We start from the raw sequence: 22,256 nt of genomic DNA, 5'->3' as shown, positions 1-22,256 counted from the left end.
TCGAAAAAGCTCCTGTTCAGGAAGGGGGTCGGTGGTCTGGGCTATCGAGTGCGAGGGGCTCGGGGCGGCGGAGTGCTCGGAGCCGCGTCGGCGGAGCCGACCGGCGACCTCGTGCGCTGGGCGGCAGCCTTCGGTGAGGAGGTACGGGCAGCACGCTCCATGGCCGCTGCGGGCGAAGTGGCGAGAGCGGCGGCTTGGGGGCCGGGGAGCCCCGGAGACTGATTCCCTGCCTCGGTCTGGGGCTGCTGCGTGCCGCCGATACCGAGCAACTCGACGTGTGAATCATGGAGTTCCGACTGGGCCGAGCTGACGAACTCCGCAGCGAACCCAAACCGGTCGGCGAGTTGACACGCCTCGTCGTCGAGGTCGGTGATCTGTTCGCCTGCCGCCTCCAGCGCTTCCCGCACACGCTCCAGTGCGCCGTGTTCGGGGTGAAGAAGGTGGTCGACCGCCCGCCGAAGGTCGTCACCGTTCTCGGCTGACCTGATCTGGTCGGTGAGGCGGAGGAGTTCCGCTCCGGCGGTGTAGGGCGCGAGCGGGTTTGCCGGTGTGGCCGTGAGGCCGGAGTCGAGGGAGGGGTCGAGGTCGACTCCGTAGCGGGCGGCACGAAGCATCTCGGCCGCGTGGGTGGCGATGGCCGCGCGGTCGACGGCGGGGGTCGTGGTGGGCAGGCGGTGGCGGCGGCCGTACCAGTCCTGGATCTGCTGGAAGCCGGCGTGTTTGAGGAGGGTGGCGGAGAGGTCGTCGCTGGCGCCCTTCGCCGAGACGCTGCCGCTGGGCTCGGCGGTGATGGTGATGGAGGGGGCGGGCACGTGGGTCTCCAGGGCTTGGGATATCGGTTCTGGTGGGGTGGTGAGGTGACCCAGTTCGGTGGCGATTCGGCGGCACTCCGTTTGGAGGCGGAAGGCGTCGCGGTAGGCGTTGTGGAGGCTGCCGTCCTCACGAGCGAGGGTGGCCACGACATGCACCTGCCGGGGCTGGTTGCGCAGGGCGATCCACCGGCACGCGTCCGGATCGCCGGCCGGGGCGATGCCGGTGGCGGCCACCAGGCGGCGGGCGACAGCAGCCCACTGCGAATCGGTGAGGTCCGGCCGGCACGGGTCGGAACGGACCGAGCAGATCCACGTCGGCCGCTCGGGGGCACGGGCCCCCAGACGTTCGACGGGCGTGTCGAGCGCGTGGGCCAAGTAGGTCAGCGAGTCGGACTCGGCGAGCAGATCGACCGGTGCCCCGTGACCGTCCCCCGCGATCAGCCGGGGGTCGGAGTGCTGGCCGCGTTCGCCAGGCCCGTACAGGTGTGTGAGCAGGCCAGCGGTGTTGCTGGCGCGCTGCAGGCGAGCGATCACGGCATCCACCTCGGACGGGAGTAGCGAGAAAGACCCGAGTGCTCGGGCCGGCAGAGAGAGAATCCGCAGAATCCGCGATTTGGCTCGGCCGGAGATCGCTGGTAAAGACTGCCGCTCGCTTCGGGGCGCCGACGTCTAGGCCGACTACCGCTGGTTTGGCCCAGGAGTGATGTCCGGCGAACCGCATCAGGCAGGTGGGACCGGTGCGGCGCAGGTACCTGCGGGCGTACTCCAGCGCGGACGGGTGACCTGCGAGGGTGTCGCCGATCTGCCGGTCCTGGGGTGCGCGAGGCTCAGGTCATGACGAAGGAGAAGCCCCCAACGTCCGAGAGCCGACTCGACATCACCGCCCTGAATCTCTCGTTCGCCGATCTGCCTATCTCCACTGCGTGTACCAAAGTGGTGCGCGGGTGTGGCGGCGACTTGGCCGAACTTGAGGAATGACTAAAAGAGCGTTTTGTCCTGGCGGGGGTGTTTGGTAACTGGCGCGATGTCAGCGGCTTGGGGCGGCCCGTGCCGGCGTGTGAGGGATCCGCTTTGTGGAGTGTGATGTGTGTGGGCGGCCGATGTGGCGGTGGCCGGTGTCGCCGGCGGCCTGGGAAGAGGAGATCTGGTCCTGTTCCTGGTGCCATGCCGCCACTCATGTGGGCGGCGAGTGGTTCGAGATCTCGCGACCGCCGTACCTGCCCATGGAGATGCGCTGGGAGAGGGCTGTCGCGGATGGCCTTCCCTCTGGTGTCTCCCACGCCTTCGGCATCTTCGACAGGACGCTGTGCGGGATCCGGGAAACCGGCATGTCGCCGTCCGGCCACTGGTGGCTGCCGGAACGGGAGAATGCCTGTAGTGCCTGCCGGGAAGCGGCGGGTGTCTTGATGACCGCTGGCCGCAGGCGATCAGAGGTGAGGACGCGCGGGTCAGTGTGGCCCGGGAGCCATGAGTCCTTCCAGTTCGGATGGTCAGCGTCGGAGTGGCAGGTTGCGTCTCACTCCGACTCGGACGCGTCCGCCGTCCATGCTCGACCCCGTAGTGATCAAGCCGCCCCCTGGGTCTCCCCGGCATCCGTGGAGCGGTGGTCGGCGCGGAAGGTACGCCGGTAGGCGATAGGTGACACACCGATGGCGGCATGCAGGTGCTGCCGCAGGGACGCGCCGGTGCCAAAGCCCACACAGCGGGCGACCTCGTCCACCGGCAGATCCGTGGTCTCCAGCAGCCGGCAAGCCCTGTTGACACGCTGTTGGATGAGCCAGCGCCCAGGGCTCATACCGACCTCGTCGTTGAATCGGCGGGCGAAGGTCCGGAGACTCATCCGGGCGTGTCCGGCGAGGTCACCCAGCGTCAGTGGTTCGTCGAGGCGTTCGAGGGCCCACTGGCGGGTGGCGGCCGTCCCGTGCCCGGTGGCGGGGGGGACGGGCTGCTCGATGTACTGCGCCTGACCTCCGTCCCGCCACGGCGGGACCACGCACTGGCGCGCCACATGGTTGGCGAGCTCGCTGCCATGGTCCCTGCGCACGATGTGCATGCACACGTCCACACCGGACGCGGCACCGGCCGAGGTCAGGATGTCGCCGTCGTCCACGAACAGCACGCCGGGATCCAGTGCCACCTCGGGAAACCACTGCCGGAAGGTGTCGGCCACCGCCCAGTGCGTGGTGGCGGGACGCCCGTCGAGTAGTCCGGCCGAGGCGAGCACGAAGGCACCGGTGCAGATGGAGACGGTGCGGGCGCCCGACGGGATGAGGGCGAGTGCGGCCGACACCCGCTCGGGCAGCTCCCTGGCGATACGTGCCGGATCGAAGGGCGGGATCACCACGGTACCGGCCGTGGCCAGCACCTCGGGGCCGTGCGCCACATCGACCGAGAAGTCCGAGTGGGTTTGCACGCTCCGCCCGTCGACGGTGCAGGTCAGCACCTCATACCGGCCGTCGGCGGCTCCGAACACCCTGCTGGGGATGCCCAGTTCGAACGGATAGACACCGTCGAGCGCCAGGACCACCACCCGATGCGCAGCTCTCATGGCGCGATCCTATCGAATAATGGCATTCATGCCATTGCTGCGGTCGCTGTCATCCAGCAGTCTGGACGCATGAGCACATCAGCACCACACAGTGACTCCACGGCCGCACCGACCATGCGGGCCGTGCAGCAGCAGTCCTTCGGCGGCCCCGAGGTACTCCAGGAGGTGGAGCTACCCCGGCCGGAACCGGGCGTCAGCCAGATCCTTGTCGCCGTGCACGCGGCCGGGATCAACCCCACCGACTGGAAGAACCGCGCCGGCGGCCCCTCCCTCACCCCTCTGCCGCTCGTCCTGGGCTGGGACGTCTCCGGCGTCGTCCAGGCAGTCGGCTTCGGCGTCACCCTTTTCAAGCCGGGTGACGAGGTCTTCGGAATGCTGCCGTATCCGTACGGGGTCGGTTCGCACGCCGAGTACGTCACCGGTTCGGCCCGTGCCTTCACCCACAAGCCCTCGGGCGTCGACCACATCCAGGCGGGTGCGCTGCCACTCGCCGCACTCACCGCCTACCAGGCGCTCGTCGACACCGCCGACGTCCAGCCCGGGCAGCGGGTGCTCATCCACGCGGCCGCCGGTGGCGTCGGCCATCTCGCCGTACAGATCGCCAAGGCCCGAGGCGCCCATGTGATCGCCACGGCGAGTTCGGGCAAGCATGCCTTCCTGCGGGAGATCGGCGCCGACGAGGTCATCGACTACCGCGAGGTGGACTTCACCGAAGCGGCCCACGACATTGATGTGGTGCTGGACCCGCTCGGCGGCCGGACCCGGAGCCGGTCGCTCGACGTCCTGCGCAAGGGCGGCATCGTCGTCTCGGTGGTCCCCGGCGATCCCGGGGACGCGAAGAAGGCCGCCGACCTGGGCGTCCGGGAGGCGACCCTGCTCGTTGAACACGACCACGCCGGTATGCGCGCGATCGCCGGCCTCGTGGAGGCGGGAGAACTGCGCGCCCACATTGAGGCCACCTTCCCCCTCGCTGAAGCCGCCAAGGCACACGCGCTGGGCGAGACGAACCGCACCACTGGGAAGATCGTCCTCGTCATGAGGTGAACCGCAGGCCCTGAGCAAAGCAGTGGGTGGCAGTCCGGACCGGTTCGCTCAAGCGGCGGGCTCCGGGTTCCACCGCTGCCGCCGCCGCTCGTCGACTTGCTCTCCTTCCGGTCTTCACGCTGGTCGGACGGGCGGATCTGGCGGAGGTGATCGGGTCAGCCCTGGCTGCTGAGCCCCGCTGACCAGCACATCGCCGGTCGCGGCGCTCCAAGGACGAGTCGTACACCGCCGCGGCCTCCTCGCCGGGCAGAACGCCTGCAGGTCCGCGGCGCCCGCTGGGTCGGCCAGATCGGCCTCGGGCGACCCGCGCTCACCGGCTCAGCCAGGCCGATCTGGCTGTGGAAGGCCTGGTTGTCCCAGAACAGGAACTCCTCGTCCATGGTGCCCTGGCGGTTCCAGATGCCGACCGTGGCCATGTTGATGGCGTACTTCTTGCCGGTCGGCTGGATGAAACCGCCGTTCCCGTCCGGCATGGGGCGGGTGAAGGTGCCGTGCATCACGCGGTCTTCGGAATGCTCCCCTACCCCGGCGGGGTCGGTTCGCACCCCGGGTACGTGACCGGGGCCGCCCGCGCGTTCACCCACAAGCCCGCCGGTCTCGACCACATCCAGGCAGGGGCTCTGCCCCTCGCTGTGCTCACCGCCTACCAGGCACTCGTGGACACCGCCCACGTCCAGCCCGGGCAGCGCGTCCTCATCCACGCGGCGGCCGGCGGGGTGGGCCATCAGGGCCAGGGGGAGGACGACAAGGGAGTTGCGGGTCGCGCCGGTGAAGACGATTGCCCGGCCGGCGGGGGCATCGAGGCGGAACAGGCGGGCCACGGCCTTGCCAGCGAACGCCATGACGACGAGGAACATGGCGTAGAAGGGGACGACGGCGGCGATGTCGGCCAGGCTGTCGCCGAGCTTGGGGACCGGGGAGGCGACCACGACCAGCAGGGTCGCGGCCATCAGAGGCACCATCGTGGTGGTCGTCGCGTCAGGGGGATTATGAGGTGAGCCAAGAAGCCACCAGTTACTGATCTTTGGATCCGGCTGGCTCGTTACGGGGTCTCGCCTGTGAGGGCGCTGACGCTGGTCGTGTATTCGCGGGGGGCCTTGCGGTGGGGCGTCGCTGATCGAGCATCGTCTGTTAGCCTGCTCGCGGTCGTCACCACGGCGATGTTGGTCGCTCTGCGCGCAGCGGGCGGTCCGAGGCTCGAAACCTCCGTAAGGGTTCTTCCCACGGAGGTTGACCAATGCCGGTGTCGAGCGTGGCTCCCCCGATGGATTCGACTGCTGACGGCCGCTCTCCCACATCTGGGCATCATCCGGGTCGTGCGCCTTTGGCCAGCCCGGAAGCAGCCACGGCTTCCCGGTTCTCCTCCTCGTCTCAAGGCCCGCCCGGGCGTCTTTGGATGACGGGTTTCGGTGCCTGTTGCCGCGCCCCGCCGACCTGGGAGTGCGTTGCGTGACACTCCCAAAAGACTTCCGTCAGGCGCCCATCTCCCTGCTTCTGCGCCTGCCCCACCTGCCTGCAGACAACAAGGAATGCAATGACTTCGCTCGACATTATGCGCACGACACATCTCCCGACGGCGCGACCGCTGGACGGGATGGTGGTGATCGTCACCGGCGGCGGCCGCGGTCTTGGCGCGGCCATCAGCACGGATGCGGCGCACGCCGGCGCTGATGTGGTACTCGTCGGCCGCGATCGCGGCTCGCTGGAGAGCCATGCCCGCGGCCTGCAAGGCTCCCCGTTCGTATGCAACGCCGACCTGACCGAGGCCGGGTCGGCGGACTCGATCGTCAGCGCGGTGATGGGGCGCTTCGGCCGCATCGACGGACTCGTCAACAACGCAGGGTCCGCCCATTTCGGCCCGGCGGCGACCATCAGCGAGGCTGAGTACGACGCGATCCTCGCTCTCGACGTCCGTGCTCCGCTGATGCTCGCCGGGAGGGCGGCAGCAGCGATGGCGCATGGCGGGAGCATCGTGAACATCTCGTCTGCGATGGCGTCAGTCGGCCAGCCCGGGACGACCCTGTACGCGGCGAGCAAGGGGGCCATCGATGCAGCGACACGGTCTCTGGCCGCCGAACTGGGGGCGACGAACGTACGGGTCAACGGGGTGCGCCCGGGGCTCACGCGTACTGACGCCACCGCGTACGCCTACCAGGACAGCGCATTGCTGAATTCCTACCATCGCAGCGTTCCACTCGGACGGACCGGAACAGCGCACGAAGTTGCCGAACTCACCACTTTCTTGCTCTCGTCGGCGGCATCGTTCATCACCGGCCAGACGGTCACAGTTGACGGCGGGTACACCACATCCAAACTGATGAACCCTATGTGATGCATGGTCCCGGCTTGGGGCCCATCCTGCCTCGCGCGGCCCGTGAAGCACGCTTCACGGGCCGCGGGGCATCACCGATCTGACCGCCGCGCCGCGGGACCTCCTGCCGCTCGTCGACATCGACGTCCGACCGGCACGACGCAGAGGACCCCGGCGTGGCTGACCGCCGGAGTCCTCTGCCGTTCAACCCGATCGAGGGCTACCGCAGTTCTGCGGTGGCCAGTGCGTCGCGAAGGTCGGCGGGAAGCGTGGGGTGGTCCTGCCAGACGACGCAGGTGTTCAGCATGCTCCGCCAGATTGAGCGGGACGCTTCGGATCGGCTGCGCGGAGCTGTTCCAGGGTGGCGGCCTGGCCGCGAAGCGGCGCGGTGAGAGGGACCTGTCTCACCGGTCCGGTTCCCAGGGCGGTGATCTTGTTGATTACCAGGAGCAGGGCCGAGGGCGTTTCCCGGCACGGAGGCGGCCGGTGCCCAGGAGCTGCAGGCGTCCTGCGCCCGTGCCGAGGATGCGTGCCCGCTCCTCTTGTCGAACTGACCGTGCGACGAAGCGGGCTTGGATCGTGTCCGCCCAGGGCGCCCCCGTTACCAAGAGCTGGTCGGTCAGATGACGACGGGCAACCCGGTGTGCGCGGCCGTGGGAGAGCTGGCTTGCCGAGAGTCCGGAGGTGGCACACGCCGCAGAGCGGAGCAGGGCGCCCCTTTGCGACGGCAGCAGCCGCAAAGGGGCGCCCTTGGGGGGTCAGCTGCCGTTGTGCGGACGGCGCTGACGGGCTGCGGGGTGCCGGTCGTTGAGGCGGGGGCCGGTGGTGCCGTCGAACATCTTCTCGCGGAAGGTGCCGGGGCCGTACTCGGACTGCATGAGGCCGCGTTCCTGGAGGACGGGCACGGCGTGCTCGAGGAAGGCGTAGGTGTCGTCCGGGCCGGTGATGCTGCCGACGTTGATGCCGCGGACGCCGGCGTCTCGCCACTGTTCGAGTTCGTCGGCGATCTGCTCGGGGGTGCCGACGATCCGGTTGGTAGTCATCGCCATGACGACCTCGCGGAAGGTCCAGCTCTTGTCGGGAGCGGCTTCGGCGAGGGCCCGGAACTGGCCCTGGAGCGCGTTGGTCTCGAAGTTGCCCACGGGGGAGTCGAGGTCGATCTGGGAGAGGTCGGTGCCCATGGTCGAGCTGCTGAAGGCGAGCAGTGCCTCGGAGCTGAGGTACTCGTCGGCTTCGGCGCTCTTGCGTTTGGCCTCTTCCTCGGTGGAGCCGACGACGATGTTGTGGTGGACGAAGAAGAGCACGTCCTCAGTGCGGCGGCCGAGTTCCTGGAAGCGGGAGCGGACGTCGGTGATGACGGAGCGGGCCGCGTTCGGGTTGTGGGCGAAGATGAACAGCGCCTCGGCGTTGCGGGCGGCGAAGGCGCGGCCGTCCTTGGAGGTGCCGGCCTGGAAGAGGAACGGCACGCGCTGCGCGGACGGTTCGTTGGTGTGAATGCCCGGCACGTTGTAGTACTTGCCCTGGTGCTGGATGGGGTGCACCTTGGCGGGGTCGGCGTAGATGCGCTCTTCGAGGTCACGGACGACCGCGTCGTCCTCCCACGATCCTTCGAGGAGTTTGTAGAGCACGGTGAGGTACTCCTCCGCCTGCTCGTAGCGGGCGGAGTGGCCGCCGACCTGGTCGTGTCCCAGGTTGCGCCAGGCCGAGGGCTGGAAGGAGGTGACGACGTTCCAGCCGATGCGGCCGCGGGTGATGTGGTCCAGCGTGGACAGGCGGCGGGCGAAGGCGTAGGGGTGGTCCTGGATGATGTTCGCGCTGAAGGCGAAGCCCAGGTCCTTGGTCGACGTCGCCAGTGCGGCGGTGAGGGAGAGCGGGTCGCCGAGGGGGAACTGCATCGCCTCGCGCACGGCCGTGGTGTAGGAGCTCTGGTAGACGTCGTGGACGCTGCTGTGGTCGGCCCAGAAGAAGCCGTCGAACTTCGCTGCCTCCAAGGCCTGGGCGAGCTTCACCCAGTGGTCGATGTTGAGGTAGTCGAAGTCGCGGGCCTTGGGGTGGTCCCACATCGGCCCGGGAGGGCCGGCCGGCGCGAAGCTGGTGAAGTGGGTGAAGCGCAGACGTTCGGGGGTCACGGTCATTTCTTGTCCTTGTTGCTGGTGTACGGATTTGAGGGGTGCCGGGCCGGCGGTGCCAGGGCATGGCCGGCGGTCGGGTCAGGGCTGTGCGACCTCGACGGCAGGGGCAGCGTGCTCGTCGACGAGGTGCTTGGGCGCGAGGAAGAACCACAGCGCCCCGAGCCCGAGCATGATCACTCCGCCGGTGGCCAGTCCGGAGGTGATGACGTGGTGCGGGATGGCGCCCGAGGCGTCGGGCACGAGCATGGCCAGGACGACGGCGGTGGAGATGGAGATGACGATGTTGCCGCCCGCGTACTGCAGTCCCACGGTGATCGCGATGTTGTCCTGACGGCCGGAGGCCGTGGTCAGGGCGAAGCCGGCCACGTAACAGGCAAGCAGTCCCAGGGCGTAGACGAACACCCAGGCGGTTACCAGGAGGATGCTGCCGTGGAAGAAGGCTTGGCCGAAGAAGCCTGCCGCGCCGAACACGGCCCCTCCCCCAAGCACCCACCGGGGGCCGACTTGCGCGAGGACGCGTCCGAGGGAGAGCTGGATGACGGCGGCCGCGGGAATGAGCATGGTCAGCGGCAGTGACGAGGCTAGGACGTCCAGGCCGAATCCGTAGCCGGTGGACGCGGGTGCCTGAAGCAGGATGGGCACGAAGGTGTACATGAACGTGGCAGCGATGTAGATGGACCAGACACTCGTGTAGCCGGACACCATCTGGCGCAGTTCACTGCGGCGGAAGGCCATCAGGCGGTCGGGAGTGCGGATCTGCTGAACCGTCCACAGGGCGAAGACCACGACAGACACGGTGAGCGAACCGGCGACCCGGGCTGACGTCCAGCCGTAGGAGGGTCCGTACGACAGGCCGAGGAGCAGAGCGACCAGCCACAGGGCCAGTCCGATACCGCCGTACCAGTCGATGCTCACCGCGCGGGAGGAGACCCTGGGTGCTTCGGGAACCGTCCAAGTGATGGCGAAGGCAGTCAGGAGCAGCACGGCGCTGATCCAGAAGAGTGCCTGCCAGGGAGCACCGAGGCGCAGGAGCCATCCGCCGAGGACCAGAGCGAGTGCGACGCCGGCCGCGGCGGAGGTGCCCAGCAAGAACGACAGCCGACGGTTCTCGTCCTGGGTTGCCCGGGGCCGGATCAGGCCCCAGATCAGGGCTACCGAGGGCACGATGAATCCGATCAGGACGCGGCCCACGATGAGCAGCAGGAAGCTCGACGCGAGCGCGCAGATGACCGATCCCACCAGGGAGACGCACAGGACTGGCAGGAGCACGCGCCGCGGCCCGGCGGCGTCGCCGAGCCGGGACAGGATGCCAGCGCAGGCGGCGCCCATGAGTGTGTATCCGTTCAGGATCCAGCTCACCTGCGCCGCCGTCAGGTGCAGATCGGTGCTGATGGTCACGACCAGGGGGTTGAAGGCCGTGCCCTGTACGTCGGTGAGGATGACCGTGACGATCATGAGAGCTGCCAGGGTGCGCAGCAGGTGGGGAGTATGGACGGCTGGACCGGTTTCGGCTGCGATCCGGGCGTCGGCTGTCACTGCTGAGGCCGTTGTTCGTCTCTCGCTGTCCATGGCGGATCTCTTCTCTGTGACCGGGGACTGCGGGCTGCGCGCAGCGGGGTGCCGCTGGATCAGTGCGGCCCCACGCGGCTGGCGTCGGGATGTGATTCGCCCGGAGTGGTGCGCCCTGCTGTTGGCGCCGCGCAGTGGAGTGCGCTGTGAGCGTGCTGCACTGGCGAGTTGCGGCTTCTGAGCCGGTTCGGCTCAGATGGGGCCGGCACGGTAAGAGGAGGGGAGATGCGGGCGGGCAGCGAGGCGCTGTTCGTCGCGCCTGCTCTTACGGTGCGGGCCGCAGACGCTTCGGTGTACGCGCCCGTGCCTGGTCCACGCGGTCGGCGGCCTCGGGACGGGTATGGTGTGCCGGCGCTCTGGTCGCCTCTGCTCCGGCAGGTCAGCCGGCGAGCGGCAGGCTGTGGAAGCCCCGGCGGAAGTAGACGGCGGGGAGCGAGTCTCCCAGGGCCGTCTTCTCGACTTGGCCGATGAGGATGCTGTGGTCGCCGCCGTCGCTGCGGGCGTACATGGTGCAGTTCAGGGTCACGCAGGCATCGCGCAGCACGGGGTTGCCGCGGTGGTCGGCCTCGAAGGCTTCATCGGTGAACTTGTCGGCTCCCCGGGTGGCGAAGCGGTAGGCGAGTTCGGTGTCTTCGGGGCGGATCACATGGATGGTGAAGTGCTCGGCGCGTTCGAAGACGGGGTGGCACTCTGCGTTGCGTGCGAGGCAGACGAGGACGAGCGGTGGGTCCATGGACACCGAGCAGAACGAGGATGCGGTGAAGCCCCACCACTTTCCGTCGTCGTCGCTGGTGGTGACGATAGTGACGCCGCTGGGGAACGAGGCCATGCCCTGCTTGAAGGCCAGGGACGGGTCGTAGGTGGCGGCGCTGGCGGTCGCGTTCATTGTGGTGCCTTCCATCTTGCTGGACGGGGCGGGCGACGCCCTGGGCCGCCCCGCCGTTGTTCGGTGCGCGGGCTGGCGCCGTGGATGCCGTCCGGCCGCTGGAGGGAGCCGTCAGCTGTCAGGCGGACTGCAGGCTCTCGATGGCCTTCGTGCGGCCGGTCAGGGCCGCGGACTTGAGGAGGTTGAAGTCGCTCTCCACCGACCCGAAGTCCGCGTTCTCGAAGCCGTAGCCGAGGGGGGCTCCGATGTAGGCGCCCGCGCTGTGCACGACCTCGACGGCCTTGTTCCAGATCTCGACGAGCTGGTCGGCGTCGTCGTACATGTCGATGCCGAGGTCCTGGGAAAGGTCGGCCAGGCCGAAGAAGACAAAGTCGATGCCGTCGACCGCGACGATGTCGCGGAGGTTGTCGATGCCAGCCTTCGTCTCGATCAGCGGGATGAGGATGACGTTCTCGTTGGAGCTGGCGCGGTGCGTCGTCCAGGTGCTGCCGCTGGCCCATCGGGCGCCCTCGACGGCCGGGCACATGCCCCGGCCCCCGGGCTGGTAGCGCGTGGCGTTCAGGGCGGCGGTGGCTTCGGCGGCGGAACCGATCTTGGGGACGATGATGCCGTGGGCGCCGGCGTCGAGGGACGCCTGGATCTGCGAGGCGTTGTGCTCCAGGACCCGCACGATGGGGATCGTGCGGTTCGCCTCGGCCGCACGGATGTGACCGAGCGTGGACTGGATGTCGTTGGGTCCGTGCTCGCGGTCGATCACGACGAAGTCGTATCCGGCGGAGGCGATCGTGGCGGTCACGGCTGCGTCGGTGGACATCACGAACGAGCCCACGGGGCCGCGCCCATCGGCGATCATGGACGTGAAGGTGCTGCGGGCGATAACTCGGGACACAGGCCGTTCCTTGTCTGTCGCGGGGTCCTCTGGAAGGGGACCCCTCCTGAGTGCGGCGACACCACGGCCAGCGCCAGGGTCGCCTTCGACTCTGCTTCGAAGTCTGCAAGTGGCATGGTGAACGGCCCGTGATCACGCATGCCGTCGGACCGCTGGGGCACCTCGTGGTGCCGGTCCACGGTCAGGCGAGGTGTGCGCGGGTCACGCTCGGTTCACGCAGAGGCGCCGACACTGCAGGACACCGCCCTTCCCGGGACTCACACGTACCTGCGTCACCGGTGGCGTCGGTTCGCCAAAAGGACAGCCGGGCTGCCCCAACGCCTACCTTGCGGCATCCGACAACCGGCTGCGGCGCAGGCGGGCAGGACGGAGCCCGGGCCACCGTGCGGCGGCAGACCGACCGCTTACGGCCTGCCGCCGCACCCGGTGTGTGACACGGCGCAGCCGCGCGCCGTGAGCTGCAGAGTAAGGAAAAGATCATGAAGACTCCGAGCTGGACCATCGGCAACGTCCACGTGGGCCAGGTAGTGGAGAGCGTCACCGCGCTGCCGGTGGATGCCGTCTTCCCGGCAGGCACGCCGCAGAAAGTGGACAAGCACCGGGACTGGCTGCGGCCGCACTTCATCGACGGCGACGGCCAGCTGCTGATGACGATCCGCTCGATCCTGATCGAGTCCGACGGCAAGAAGATCGTCGTCGACACCTGCATGGGCAACGAACCGCCGGCGGCGTTCGCCGTGGGGGCCGTCCCAGGCACGCAGTACCTCGACGACCTGGCGGCGGCCGGATTCGACCGGGAGTCGGTCGACTACGTCCTGTGCACCCACCTGCACGTGGACCACGTCGGCTGGAACACGATGCGGACCGCGTCCGGCCGTCAGGCGACGTTCCCTCACGCCCGGTACCTGTTCACTGAGCCGGCGGTCGCCGCGTGGCGGGACCAGGACCCGACCGAGATCGCGGCCCACGGGGACCGCGAGGCGATCCAGCCGCTGCTGGACGCCGGACTCGTCGATCCGGTGCCGCTCAACCACCGCATCACCGACAGCGTCCGGCTCATCTCCACCCCTGGCCACACCCGCGGTCACGTGTCGGTGCTCATCGACTCCGAGGGCCAGCAGGCACTGGTCACCGGAGACATGACGCACCACCCCGTGCAGTGGGCCGAGACCCATTGGGGACAGGCCACCGACGTCGATGTCACCGTCTCCACCGCGACCCGCCGCCGGATTCTCGACGACTACGCCGACACCGACGTCCTGATCATCGGGACACACTACGCCGGACCGGCCGCCGGGAAGCTGACCCGCAACAACGGCGGCCGCTTCATCCCCCTCGCCCAGTGAACGGAACCGCAGCCGCCCTCTGGGCACCCAGCCCATCAGGCCGTCATTTCAAGCCTGCCAATGGCTCGTTTTCTATGTGAGAATTTACTTCCTTACCCGCGTCCCCCGGCCGGCGGCCCGAGGCACTTCGGCTGGGGGACGCGCCCGAGGGATGGTGAAACGGTGAAAGCGACCCCTCTTCCCGAGCGGCCCCTCATAACCTCCAAGCTGATGGCGCCCGCAGCCGACGAGTCTCACCTGCCGCGCCCCCGCCTCCAGACACAGCTGTGCACTCTCCTCGCACAACACCGCCTCGTGTCCGTCATCGCGGAGGCGGGAGCCGGCAAGACCACGGCCGTCGCCGACGCGGTCCGAGCACTGGACCGTCCCACCGCCTGGCTCAGCCTGGAGCATTCGGACACCGACGCGGACCGGTTGCTGTCCTACCTCGAAGCGTCCCTCGCCCGGGCCGTCCCCGCAGCTGCGGGCATCGCCGTAGACGCCCTGGCCCAGGGCATCGCCCAGCCGGAGGCGGCGGGACTGCTCGCCGAGGCAGCCAGCGCCCACCGTCCCATCGTGATCCTGGACGCCGTCGAGCGATTGGGCCAGTCCGCACAGGCCTGGGCTGTCATCGACTCCTTCGCCCGATATGCACAGCACTCGACGCTGGTGCTCGTGAGCCGCACACCGATACCCGGCCACCTTCTCGATCCCCCCGGCGGGCTGATAGCCGCCCGTCTTGGCCCACGCGATCTCGCCCTGACCGATAACGAGGCGGCCGACGTGCTGCACCGTCTCGGACGCAGTCCGGGCGACACGGAGCGTCTCGTCGCATCCACCGGCGGCTGGGTCGCCGGCATCCTGCTCGGCGACCTCGACTCCGGCGCCACCCAGACCTCCCCCCTGGACCAGTACCTCACCGACCAGGTCTTCGAGCGCCTCCCGGCCCCCTTGCGCACCTTCCTCGTCACCACCGCCCTGCTTCCCGAGATCGACACCGACGCCGCCACAGCCCTGGGCGTGACCGACGCACCCCAGCAGATGGCCGCCCTGCGCACCGTGTGCGTGCCGGGCACCTGGCAAGCCCGTCAGCACGCGTTCCGCTGCCACCCCGCCTTCCGGGCCTTCCTCCTCGACCATCTGGAACGACGCCCGTCCAGCGAACGCGCAGCCCTTCTGCTCGCCCACGGCAGCCTGCTACTGGCCAGCGGCGACAGCGAATCGGCCGTCGACGCCTTCCTCCGGGCAGGCGCCCCCGAACACGCCCTCACCGCAGCCCGGCACGCCATAGCCGCCGTCATCGACCGCGCCGATCTCGACATCGCCGAACACTGGCTCGACGCCCTGGCAGACGCCGAGTCCCCCACCAGTCCGGGAGAACTCACCGTCGCACGTCTCGCCGTCGCCCTCGGCAAAGGCGACTACCGAAAGGGCGTCGCCCTCTGCGACACACTCCGGGACGCCGACACCCTCCGCCAACTCGCGTACGATTCCGAGCGGGCAGCCGGACTCATGGCCTGGCTGTACGGCCTGTCCGCGCGCTGTGACGACGTCGACGCAGTGGTACAAGCATCACGCCCCGAACTCGCGATCACCTACGGCCTGGAACTGAGCGACCCGCAACGACCCTGCGCGCGGCCCAACCTCACAGGCGGCCTGATCGACGCCTACGTCCTCGAATGCGACTACTTCCACGGCCGACTCACCGAACTCATCAGCCCCTCCGCGTCCTCCTGGGCACGCACCGTCACCGGCCCGTACGGCATCGCCGCCCTGCGCGCCCGCGGACACACCGCCCAGGCACTGGAGGCCTACCGCAACTACGCCTCCCCGTTCGGCCAGCTCTCGATGCAGGCCTTCATCGGCCCCGAAGTCCTGATCGACGCGGGCCACACCGACGAGGCACGTCACCTGCTCGTCACCGGACGCCGCAACGCCGCCGAGGCCGGCGCCCGCCTCTACGAACTGCTCAGCCTGGTGACAGAGCTCAAGCTCGCTGCCCGGCACGACCGTGACACCGCCGCCGTCCAGACCGCCCTCGACCAGATCAACGCCTCCGGTGTCATCGACCAGTACTGGTGCATCCGCGAAATGGCCACCGTCTGGCACAGCCTCGCCCTGCTCCACGGCGGCCAGGATGAGGAAGCGGCCAGCCTGCTGCGGCACACCGTCACCACCATGCGCTCCAGCGGCGGCGCCCTGGAACTGCCCACCGCCGCCGTGTACCTCGCCGAGGCCGAGTGGAGACTCGGCAACGAGGAAGCCGCGGACACCGCCGCCGACATCGCACTGGAAGCAGCCCACCAGCAAGGCTCCAACCACCTGCTCCTACAGGCCCTGGCAGACTTCCCCCTGGTCGCCTCCCGGCGTCTGGACGCCGAGCCCGCAGCCGAAGCGCCCTGGCACGTCCTGGGCCGATCCCTGAACCTCCAGAGCAGGTACAACCCCGCGTCCCTCTCACCCGCCACGGACATCGTCTTCCACGACCTGGGCAAGCCCCTGGTCACCGTCAACGGCGAAGCAGTCCGGCCCCGCATCGCCAAGGCCTACGAACTGCTCGCTTTCCTGCTGACCCAGCCCGGCCGCACCGCGACACGAGACGTCCTGCTCACCGTGCTCTTCGACGGACGGGCCGACGGCGCCAGCCGGGCCTACCTGCGCCAGGCCACACGATGGCTCAAGGTACTGATCCCCGGCGACGACACCGTTCGAGCCGACCGCTCCTCGGTCTCCCTGGCCCCCCACGTCGCCGTGCTCAGCGACTCCGCCTCCTTCGAATCCACCGTCGCCGAAGCCAGCCGGCTCGGTGAAGGCCGCCTCTTCCAGCCACTCGGCCAGGCCCTGCAACTCACCCAGCGCGGAACCTATCTGGACGGAACAGGATCGGCCTGGGCGGCCCGCCGCCGCCAAGAACTACGCAGCCTGGAAGCGGAGACACGGTTCACCCTCGCCACCCACCTCTACCGCGACGGCCACCTCACCGAGTCACGCCAACAGATCGAAGCAGCCCTCGCCTGCGAGCCCCTCAAAGAATCAGGCTGGCGCCTGCTCATGCGCATCGTGTCCGAACTCGGTGACCCCGACGGCGTGATCCTCACCTTCCAGCAGTGCGAGGAAGCACTCGAAGTCATCGGCGTGAGCGCATCCCCCGCCACCCGCCAACTCCTGGACAACCTGCTGGCCTGACCGCCCTCCAGCAGCACCCCCCGCGAAACACCGCAGACGCTTACCAAAAGGCCGCCTGACCCGGGTCACGCCGTGTTCACGCACCCCGGCCAAAACTGTGACACCAGCCACGGCCCACCCCGAATGCCCCTCCGGGCAGACAAGAGACCTCCATGCCCCTCAGCACTGGCATTGCCGCACCCCCTGCCCCCGCAGAACCCCACCTGATCGTGACCGGCATCGTCCAGCACGGCGACGCACGAGGACGCCTCCTCGGCTTCCCCACTGCCAACCTCGCCATCGACGACACCCCGGACCTGGACGGCGTGTGGGCCGCACTCGTCACCACACCCGCCATAGCCTCCCCCTGGCCCGCAGCCGTCTCCATCGGCCGCCGCACCACCTTCTACGCCCGCGGCGGCACACGCCTCCTCGAAGCCCACCTCATCGACACTCAACTCGACCTCTACGACCAGCACATCACCGTCCTCCTGGTCAAACGGCTCCGCCACCAGCGCCGCTACCCCGACGCAGCCCACCTCATCAAACAACTCCAACACGACATCGACGACGTCCGCACCTGGGCCACCTCCCTCACCAGCCCCGCCACCACGGCATGAGCGCCCCAAAACCGCCCCGATGGGCCCAGCTACGCGTAGCCCAAGCCGTAGCAGCACAGCACCGCGCAGGAAACACCGTCATCGACATCCGCCGCATTGCGCAGCAGGTCGGGCTCAGCCGAAGCCTGACAACTGCCTGCCTCACTGCGGTCAAGACCCAAGCCCCTTGAAAGAGTGCCCCTACCTGCCCTGCTGTGACAGACAGTGTCAACGGACGCCTGACCGACACGGCACCCGCGCACGCTCAGGATGTGGCTGACGAAGGTGAGCGGATCGTGGTGCTGCTCGTGAATATCTCGTTGCCGCTTCTTCCTCCTGCCACCGGCTCCGCCGATACTGACCGGGCGATCAAGGAGCGGTGGAGTGGACGGTCTGGGCCGGGTTCGCGGGCGGCCTGTTGATCTCGACGATGACTGCTCCGGTCGGCGTTTCCGGGGCGGTCTTCCTCCTGCCGGTCCAGCTCAGCTTCCTCGACGTGCCGAGTCCCGCAGTCACGCCGACGAACCTGCTGTTCTTATCTGGACAGTTTTGGGTACCGTGGCGGGAAGTTCCTCCCTTCGGGTGTCATTCGTTGGGTGTGCCGTTCAGGCTTCATCGTCCAGCGCTTCGTGGGGCTCGCCGAGGTCGTCGAGCATGTTCCGTAGAGGATCGGCGATGCGCTGGTGGCGCTCGATCTCGCGCTCCGGTGCTGGACCGCTGGCCGGACGGGACGCCCTGCCTGTTCCCCCGCCAACGCGCCAACGTCTCGGGGAATCTCCCGCTGGCGGACGGCGCTTAAGGAGCGTTTTGTCCTGCCAAGTGTGTTTCTTTGTATTTCAGGTGGCGGAGCGGTTCGGGTCGGCTGAGGTGGTGGACGTCTGTTGTGGCGGGTGGGGTGTGTGACGGCCGTGGAGAGTCCGCTTCGGTCTCTTCGCTCCTGTCTGATCCCCACACGCCCCCGGTCACACCCGTTTGGACCGCAGAAACCAGGCACGCGAATCCTGCCTCCAAGGCGAAGATCTGCGTGCGGTGGCGGCCAAGCACGGGGCCGGGGGCGTCGACCAGCTGGTCCGCCACCATCGGGCTCAGCTCGCCGAGTGGTACGACGCCATGGACGAGCTGCTCCGTGCGGTCCAGACCGCTCCGAACCTCGCCAAGTGGGCGAATGCGGTGGCCAAGGACGAATTGCTGGACTGGCACCGAACCCGTGAGTACCTGACGAGCGCCGTGCTCCAATACCACCACGGTGACGCCGGGCCACGCCCCGAAACCGTACGGGGCAATCTGCGCTTCGACTTCTCGACGGTCTCGATGGAGCTGGTGCCCGATCTCTAACTCGTCAACGGCCACGACAACACGGACTGTGCCCTTCCGCCGCTGTTATGTGTGAAGTGGATCAGCCTGCCGTCGCTGGCCGAGCCCCGCCAAGGGCAGCGCGGACCGAGGCGGGGCATCGAATCGTCAGAAGTGAGGGTTCTCGGTCGGCCGGTCGGCCTCGCTGGCTGCCTGGAGCAGTTCGGTGAGGTCGTCGGGTTCGGAGGAGCGGTGTCTCGGGGACTTCCGTCTTCTGTGTCGTCTCAGCGTGTCCTGCGGATGGCGTTTGTGGCCGCCGTGGCGATGGCGGCGGGAGCGCTGGAGGGCTGGGTCAGGTGCAGCAAGGTGGTCCCCGGCAAGTGGTGGGACGCGGCTGTGAGGGTGAGCTGGAGTACGGCGCAGCCGGCGGTCGTGAGCTGCTTGACGCGGGTGAGGGCTTGAGCGGTTTCGTCGGGGGTGTAGATGGCGTCGGTGACGATCACGAGGAGGCGGCCGGCGCCGGGGCGGCTGAGTTCGAGGCCGTGGTCGAGCGCGTCCAGGGCGTTGGCGAGGTTGTGACTGCTGCCGTTGGCGCCGAACGTTGTCACGCGCTCCGGTGCCCGGTGGGTGGGTCGGGTCAATGCGGTCAGGTGCGTGTCGTAGGCGATGGTGGCGGTGAGGGAGTCGGGGTCGGTCAGGGCTGCTGCGCGGGCCACGATCCAGGCAGCGGACGCGACGGGCGCGCAGGCGGCACGCATGGAGCCGGAGACGTCGACGGCGATACCCACACGCAGGGGTGGGGTGGGGGTATTCCGGCGGCGGGTGCGGGTGAACGGTTCCGCGGTGGGGACCGACCCGGCCGCGCGCTGAGCGTCGCGGGCGAGGGCCGCGCGCATGTTGAGGCGGCCGGGCGGGGTGGGGCTGGTGGTCCGCTCCTCGGTCCGCTCGCGGTAGGCGGCGGCGCGCAGCGCGCGGCTCAGGCGCGCGGCGGCGCTCTGCTCGGCGGCGGTGGGCCTGCGGGTGCCGGTGACCGGGTTGCCGTAGGGCGCAGGTGTGCCGTCGGGGGTGACGGTGGTGCCACGCTTGTTGAAGACCGACTTGGCGGTGGCGGCGGCTTTGCGTCGCCGGCCGGCCCGCTGGGCGCGGTCCTGAGCCTGTGCATTGGACTGCGCGGCGATGGCGTTGGTCGCCGCGGCCTGTGCCGCGAGGTCGGCGGCGTCGGTGGCGGCCGTGCTGTCCATGACGACCCCCACGGCGCCGGACAGCAGATCGGCGAGGTTCTCCGGCACGGGCAGGGCGGGGGCCGCGGCGTCCAGAGCGTCGCACCATTCTTGAGCGTGCGCGAGCATGCTCTGGGCGTCGTGGTCGGCGCACTGATGGGCTGCGGTCCAGATGCGGGTGAGGGTGGCCAGCAGGTCAGCGCCCAGCACCTTTTCGCACAGATCGGCGACTGCCCGGGTCTCGCCGGCATCCAGGATGCCGACGTCACGGCGGCCGAGGATCAGGGCCGCCACGCCGGCGGCGTGCTCGATGCCCTGGAGGGTGGGGCGGGCGATATCGGGCATGACCAGGGTTCGGGCACTGGTGCGCAGGTACGTGCGGTCCGTGGGCCGCCTGATCAGGTGTGCGCCTTCGACACGGCTCTCCTCCAGCAGGAGCGCGGCCTCGACGACACGGGGGTCCGCTCCGGCAGGCGGTGTCCAGACGGAGTGGGCCGCGTGCGCGGCCTCGTGGACGAACACTCCCCAGGCCGCGGGATACCGCTCCTCGTCGCCCACGATCCGCGGATTGATCTCGTGGGGCTGGAGCGGGGCGAACAGGCGGGCGTCGAACTCGACCTCGCCCAGCGTGGGGAAGAACGCGGCCGGTGCGCCGCTGCGCGTGCCGGGGCGGCAGGTGACGAGGAGGTCTGGGCGGCCGGAGAGGTCGACCAGCCGGTCGCCGAGTTCGGCTCCCACGCGCAGCCACGCGTCCGGGGAGGAACGGGGCTGCGCGGGCGGGGCGCCGTCGTCGTCCCAGCGCGCGAGGTCGGCGTCGTCGTCCCGGGTGGTGGCGGGGGACTGGACGTGGTGGTGGGCGCTCATCGCGCGTGGCCCCGGTGCGCGGAGCCGGTGCTGCCCGGGGGCTGCCGGGCAGCACCGGCGGGGAGCTGCTTGCCGAGGGTGAGGGGCGCGATCTTCTTGACGCCGGCAGCCTTGATGACGGCGGCGGCGACGGCGTCGCGATCCTCCACAGGAGCGATGCCGACCAGGTTCGCGAGCGCGGCATTGGTGCCCAGGACGGCCTCGGTCTTCTGGTAGCTGAGCAGTTCCCGCAGCTGGGGCGCCCAGCCCAGCTCACCGAGTTCGACCTGGTGGGCGAGGTGTCGGGCGACCCGGACAACCCGTGCATCGATCCTCAAGGCCAGGGCGAGGTCGTAGTCCGTGCCGATCTGGATCTGCACGCTGAACCGGGACGACAGCGCCTCCGTCAACACCGCGCCGTGGACGCCGGGATTGTGGCCCGCCACCACGTAGAAGCCCGGCTCGGCCTTGATGGTCTCGCCCTTGTGGGCCTTGACCTGGATCTGCCTGCGCCCGTCCATCGCGGGATACAGCGCCGCCAGGACCTTCGGTGAGATCAAGGTGGCATCGTCGATCAGCAGGGCGCGGCCCTCGGTCATCGCGGTGACCAGCGGACCGTACTGGAAGACGTAGGCTCCCGCGTCGTCCTGCGTGTACTCGCCGATCAGGTCGCCGACCGTGGTGTCGCCGTCGCCGGCGACGGTGAGCAGGTCCGGGAACGCCGCCTCGACCAGACTCGTCTTGCCGGTGCCCGGAGGGCCGTAGAGCAGCACCGGCACGTCGGCGTCGCGCAGACGGTTCAGCGCCTCGACGTCGGGCAGATCGGCCAGCTCCCGGGGGTGGTAGAGCTGACCCCCCGCGCGGCGGATCGGGCCGGTCTGCTTCGGCGTGGCTGCGGCGGTGATGGTCGTGCGGGCCGTGGCCGCCTGGACGCGCGGAGAGTGGGTGCCCGGTGGACTGATCACAGCGGTCTGCGCGGCTGCGGTGGTCTTCGCGTTCGCGCGGAACTCCGGCTGTCCGGTTCCGCCTTGGTCGGCCTCGCCGCGTCGCACCAGGGTGAGGGCGGCGTTGCGGACGGCGCCGTGGGAGTGGCCCAGCTGCCTGGCCATGTCCCCGATGGTGAGCGTGTCCGCCGGCCGGTCGGCCAGCAGTCGGGCCACCTTGGCCCGTAGTTCGCCGCCCTTGGTGCGCGCTGGACTGGTAGGCCGTCCGGGTGTGGTCACAACGAGGGTCCTTCAACAGGTCTGGGTGCGGGCGGGGTTGGTGATGCGTGGGAGAGGCTGGCCGCTCTCGGAGGGATCACGGACTGTGCCGGCATCGGCGACCGGGCCAACTGGTGCGTACCGTCGGCGCTCACCGGCCGACCCCCGGCTCGGTCCAGGTGCAGGGGATGGCCGGCGACGAGCAGCTCGCCGGCTGCCGAGCAGGCCCGTGCGTCCGCTCCGTACCGGGTTCCGTCGCCCGGCAGGCGCAGACGGGCGCCTCTTCGAAGCCGGCCTGGAGCAGGATCCGCCGGGCGGCGGCGTTATAGCCGGTGGTCGTGATCTCCCCGGTGATGGCGTGCCGGATCGCCATGAACGGCTCCGCTGGAGCTTCGGGCACGGCGGATCTCCTATCGGA

Annotated in this window: 16 protein-coding genes and 3 pseudogenes; 9 read left to right on the top strand and 10 right to left on the bottom strand. The window is 69.3% G+C overall.

Going from position 1 to position 22,256, the window contains the following annotated elements:
• Positions 1-41: 41 nt before the first annotated feature.
• Positions 42-1,346: a hypothetical protein gene (locus tag ACFXKG_RS36870; protein ID WP_384848564.1), complete on the bottom strand. Its 1,305-nt coding sequence runs from the start codon at positions 1,344-1,346 to the stop codon at positions 42-44.
• Between the two features lie 300 nt (positions 1,347-1,646).
• Here ACFXKG_RS36870 and ACFXKG_RS36865 point away from each other — a divergent pair, with 300 nt between their 5' ends.
• Positions 1,647-1,790, top strand: a complete 144-nt coding sequence (locus ACFXKG_RS36865; protein WP_384848561.1) for a hypothetical protein — start codon at positions 1,647-1,649, stop codon at positions 1,788-1,790.
• A gap of 586 nt (positions 1,791-2,376) precedes the next feature.
• On the opposite strand, the gene ACFXKG_RS36860 is transcribed toward ACFXKG_RS36865, so the two are convergent.
• The gene (locus ACFXKG_RS36860) at positions 2,377-3,360 is read right to left on the bottom strand and encodes a GlxA family transcriptional regulator (protein WP_384848558.1); all 984 of its coding nucleotides are present in this window, start codon (positions 3,358-3,360) and stop codon (positions 2,377-2,379) included.
• A 69-nt stretch (positions 3,361-3,429) separates the two neighbouring features.
• Between ACFXKG_RS36860 and ACFXKG_RS36855 the strand changes: the two genes are divergently transcribed.
• Both ACFXKG_RS36855 and ACFXKG_RS36850 read left to right on the top strand, forming a co-directional pair.
• Entirely contained in the window at positions 3,430-4,404 is a 975-nt protein-coding gene (locus ACFXKG_RS36855; protein ID WP_384848555.1) for an NADP-dependent oxidoreductase, read from the top strand.
• A 503-nt stretch (positions 4,405-4,907) separates the two neighbouring features.
• Positions 4,908-5,129, top strand: a pseudogene (locus ACFXKG_RS36850) (NADP-dependent oxidoreductase); the annotation flags it as partial.
• Here ACFXKG_RS36850 and ACFXKG_RS36845 read toward each other — a convergent pair.
• A pseudogene (locus ACFXKG_RS36845) lies at positions 5,130-5,384 on the bottom strand (arsenic resistance protein); the annotation flags it as partial. It lies immediately after the preceding pseudogene.
• Positions 5,385-5,938: 554 nt separating this feature from the next.
• On the opposite strand from ACFXKG_RS36845, the gene ACFXKG_RS36840 reads away from it, so the two are divergent.
• On the top strand, positions 5,939-6,736 hold the full coding sequence (locus tag ACFXKG_RS36840; RefSeq protein ID WP_384848552.1) for an SDR family NAD(P)-dependent oxidoreductase: 798 nt from the start codon (positions 5,939-5,941) through the stop codon (positions 6,734-6,736).
• Between the two features lie 737 nt (positions 6,737-7,473).
• Here the strand turns inward: ACFXKG_RS36840 and ACFXKG_RS36835 are convergent.
• From ACFXKG_RS36835 to ACFXKG_RS36820, 4 genes are all read right to left on the bottom strand, one after another.
• On the bottom strand, positions 7,474-8,850 hold the full coding sequence (locus ACFXKG_RS36835; RefSeq protein ID WP_384848549.1) for an NtaA/DmoA family FMN-dependent monooxygenase: 1,377 nt from the start codon (positions 8,848-8,850) through the stop codon (positions 7,474-7,476).
• Between the two features lie 75 nt (positions 8,851-8,925).
• A complete protein-coding gene (locus tag ACFXKG_RS36830; RefSeq protein ID WP_384848546.1) occupies positions 8,926-10,302 on the bottom strand; it encodes an MFS transporter in 1,377 nt (458 codons plus the stop codon).
• Between the two features lie 493 nt (positions 10,303-10,795).
• On the bottom strand, positions 10,796-11,302 hold the full coding sequence (locus ACFXKG_RS36825) for a flavin reductase family protein (RefSeq protein ID WP_384848543.1): 507 nt from the start codon (positions 11,300-11,302) through the stop codon (positions 10,796-10,798).
• 118 nt (positions 11,303-11,420) lie between these two features.
• Positions 11,421-12,191 (bottom strand): HpcH/HpaI aldolase/citrate lyase family protein, encoded by a 771-nt coding sequence (locus ACFXKG_RS36820; RefSeq protein WP_384848541.1) that lies wholly within the window; start codon positions 12,189-12,191, stop codon positions 11,421-11,423.
• 479 nt (positions 12,192-12,670) lie between these two features.
• On the opposite strand from ACFXKG_RS36820, the gene ACFXKG_RS36815 reads away from it, so the two are divergent.
• From ACFXKG_RS36815 to ACFXKG_RS36795, 5 genes and pseudogenes are all read left to right on the top strand, one after another.
• A complete protein-coding gene (locus ACFXKG_RS36815) occupies positions 12,671-13,537 on the top strand; it encodes an MBL fold metallo-hydrolase (protein ID WP_384848538.1) in 867 nt (288 codons plus the stop codon).
• A gap of 294 nt (positions 13,538-13,831) precedes the next feature.
• Complete coding sequence (locus tag ACFXKG_RS36810; protein WP_384848535.1) at positions 13,832-16,702, top strand: BTAD domain-containing putative transcriptional regulator; 2,871 nt, start codon at positions 13,832-13,834, stop codon at positions 16,700-16,702.
• Between the two features lie 152 nt (positions 16,703-16,854).
• Positions 16,855-17,301 (top strand): riboflavin kinase, encoded by a 447-nt coding sequence (locus ACFXKG_RS36805; RefSeq protein WP_384848532.1) that lies wholly within the window; start codon positions 16,855-16,857, stop codon positions 17,299-17,301.
• Between the two features lie 409 nt (positions 17,302-17,710).
• Positions 17,711-17,815: pseudogene (locus ACFXKG_RS36800) on the top strand (sulfite exporter TauE/SafE family protein); the annotation flags it as partial.
• 494 nt (positions 17,816-18,309) lie between these two features.
• Positions 18,310-18,615 (top strand): hypothetical protein, encoded by a 306-nt coding sequence (locus tag ACFXKG_RS36795; RefSeq protein ID WP_384848529.1) that lies wholly within the window; start codon positions 18,310-18,312, stop codon positions 18,613-18,615.
• A gap of 242 nt (positions 18,616-18,857) precedes the next feature.
• Here ACFXKG_RS36795 and ACFXKG_RS36790 read toward each other — a convergent pair whose 3' ends face one another.
• The 3 genes from ACFXKG_RS36790 to ACFXKG_RS36780 all read right to left on the bottom strand — a co-directional run bounded on the left by ACFXKG_RS36790 (position 18,858) and on the right by ACFXKG_RS36780 (position 22,211).
• Positions 18,858-20,657 (bottom strand): hypothetical protein, encoded by a 1,800-nt coding sequence (locus tag ACFXKG_RS36790; RefSeq protein ID WP_384848525.1) that lies wholly within the window; start codon positions 20,655-20,657, stop codon positions 18,858-18,860.
• Positions 20,654-21,796: an AAA family ATPase gene (locus tag ACFXKG_RS36785; RefSeq protein WP_384848602.1), complete on the bottom strand. Its 1,143-nt coding sequence runs from the start codon at positions 21,794-21,796 to the stop codon at positions 20,654-20,656. Before ACFXKG_RS36785 ends, ACFXKG_RS36790 begins: the two co-directional genes overlap by 4 nt.
• 193 nt (positions 21,797-21,989) lie before the next feature.
• The gene (locus ACFXKG_RS36780; protein ID WP_384848599.1) at positions 21,990-22,211 is read right to left on the bottom strand and encodes a hypothetical protein; all 222 of its coding nucleotides are present in this window, start codon (positions 22,209-22,211) and stop codon (positions 21,990-21,992) included.
• Positions 22,212-22,256: the final 45 nt, after the last annotated feature.

Origin of the sequence: Streptomyces sp. NPDC059255 (assembly GCF_042752355.1) — a bacterium.
Lineage (GTDB): Bacteria > Actinomycetota > Actinomycetes > Streptomycetales > Streptomycetaceae > Streptomyces.
This window is presented reverse-complemented; position numbering and strand designations above follow the sequence as displayed.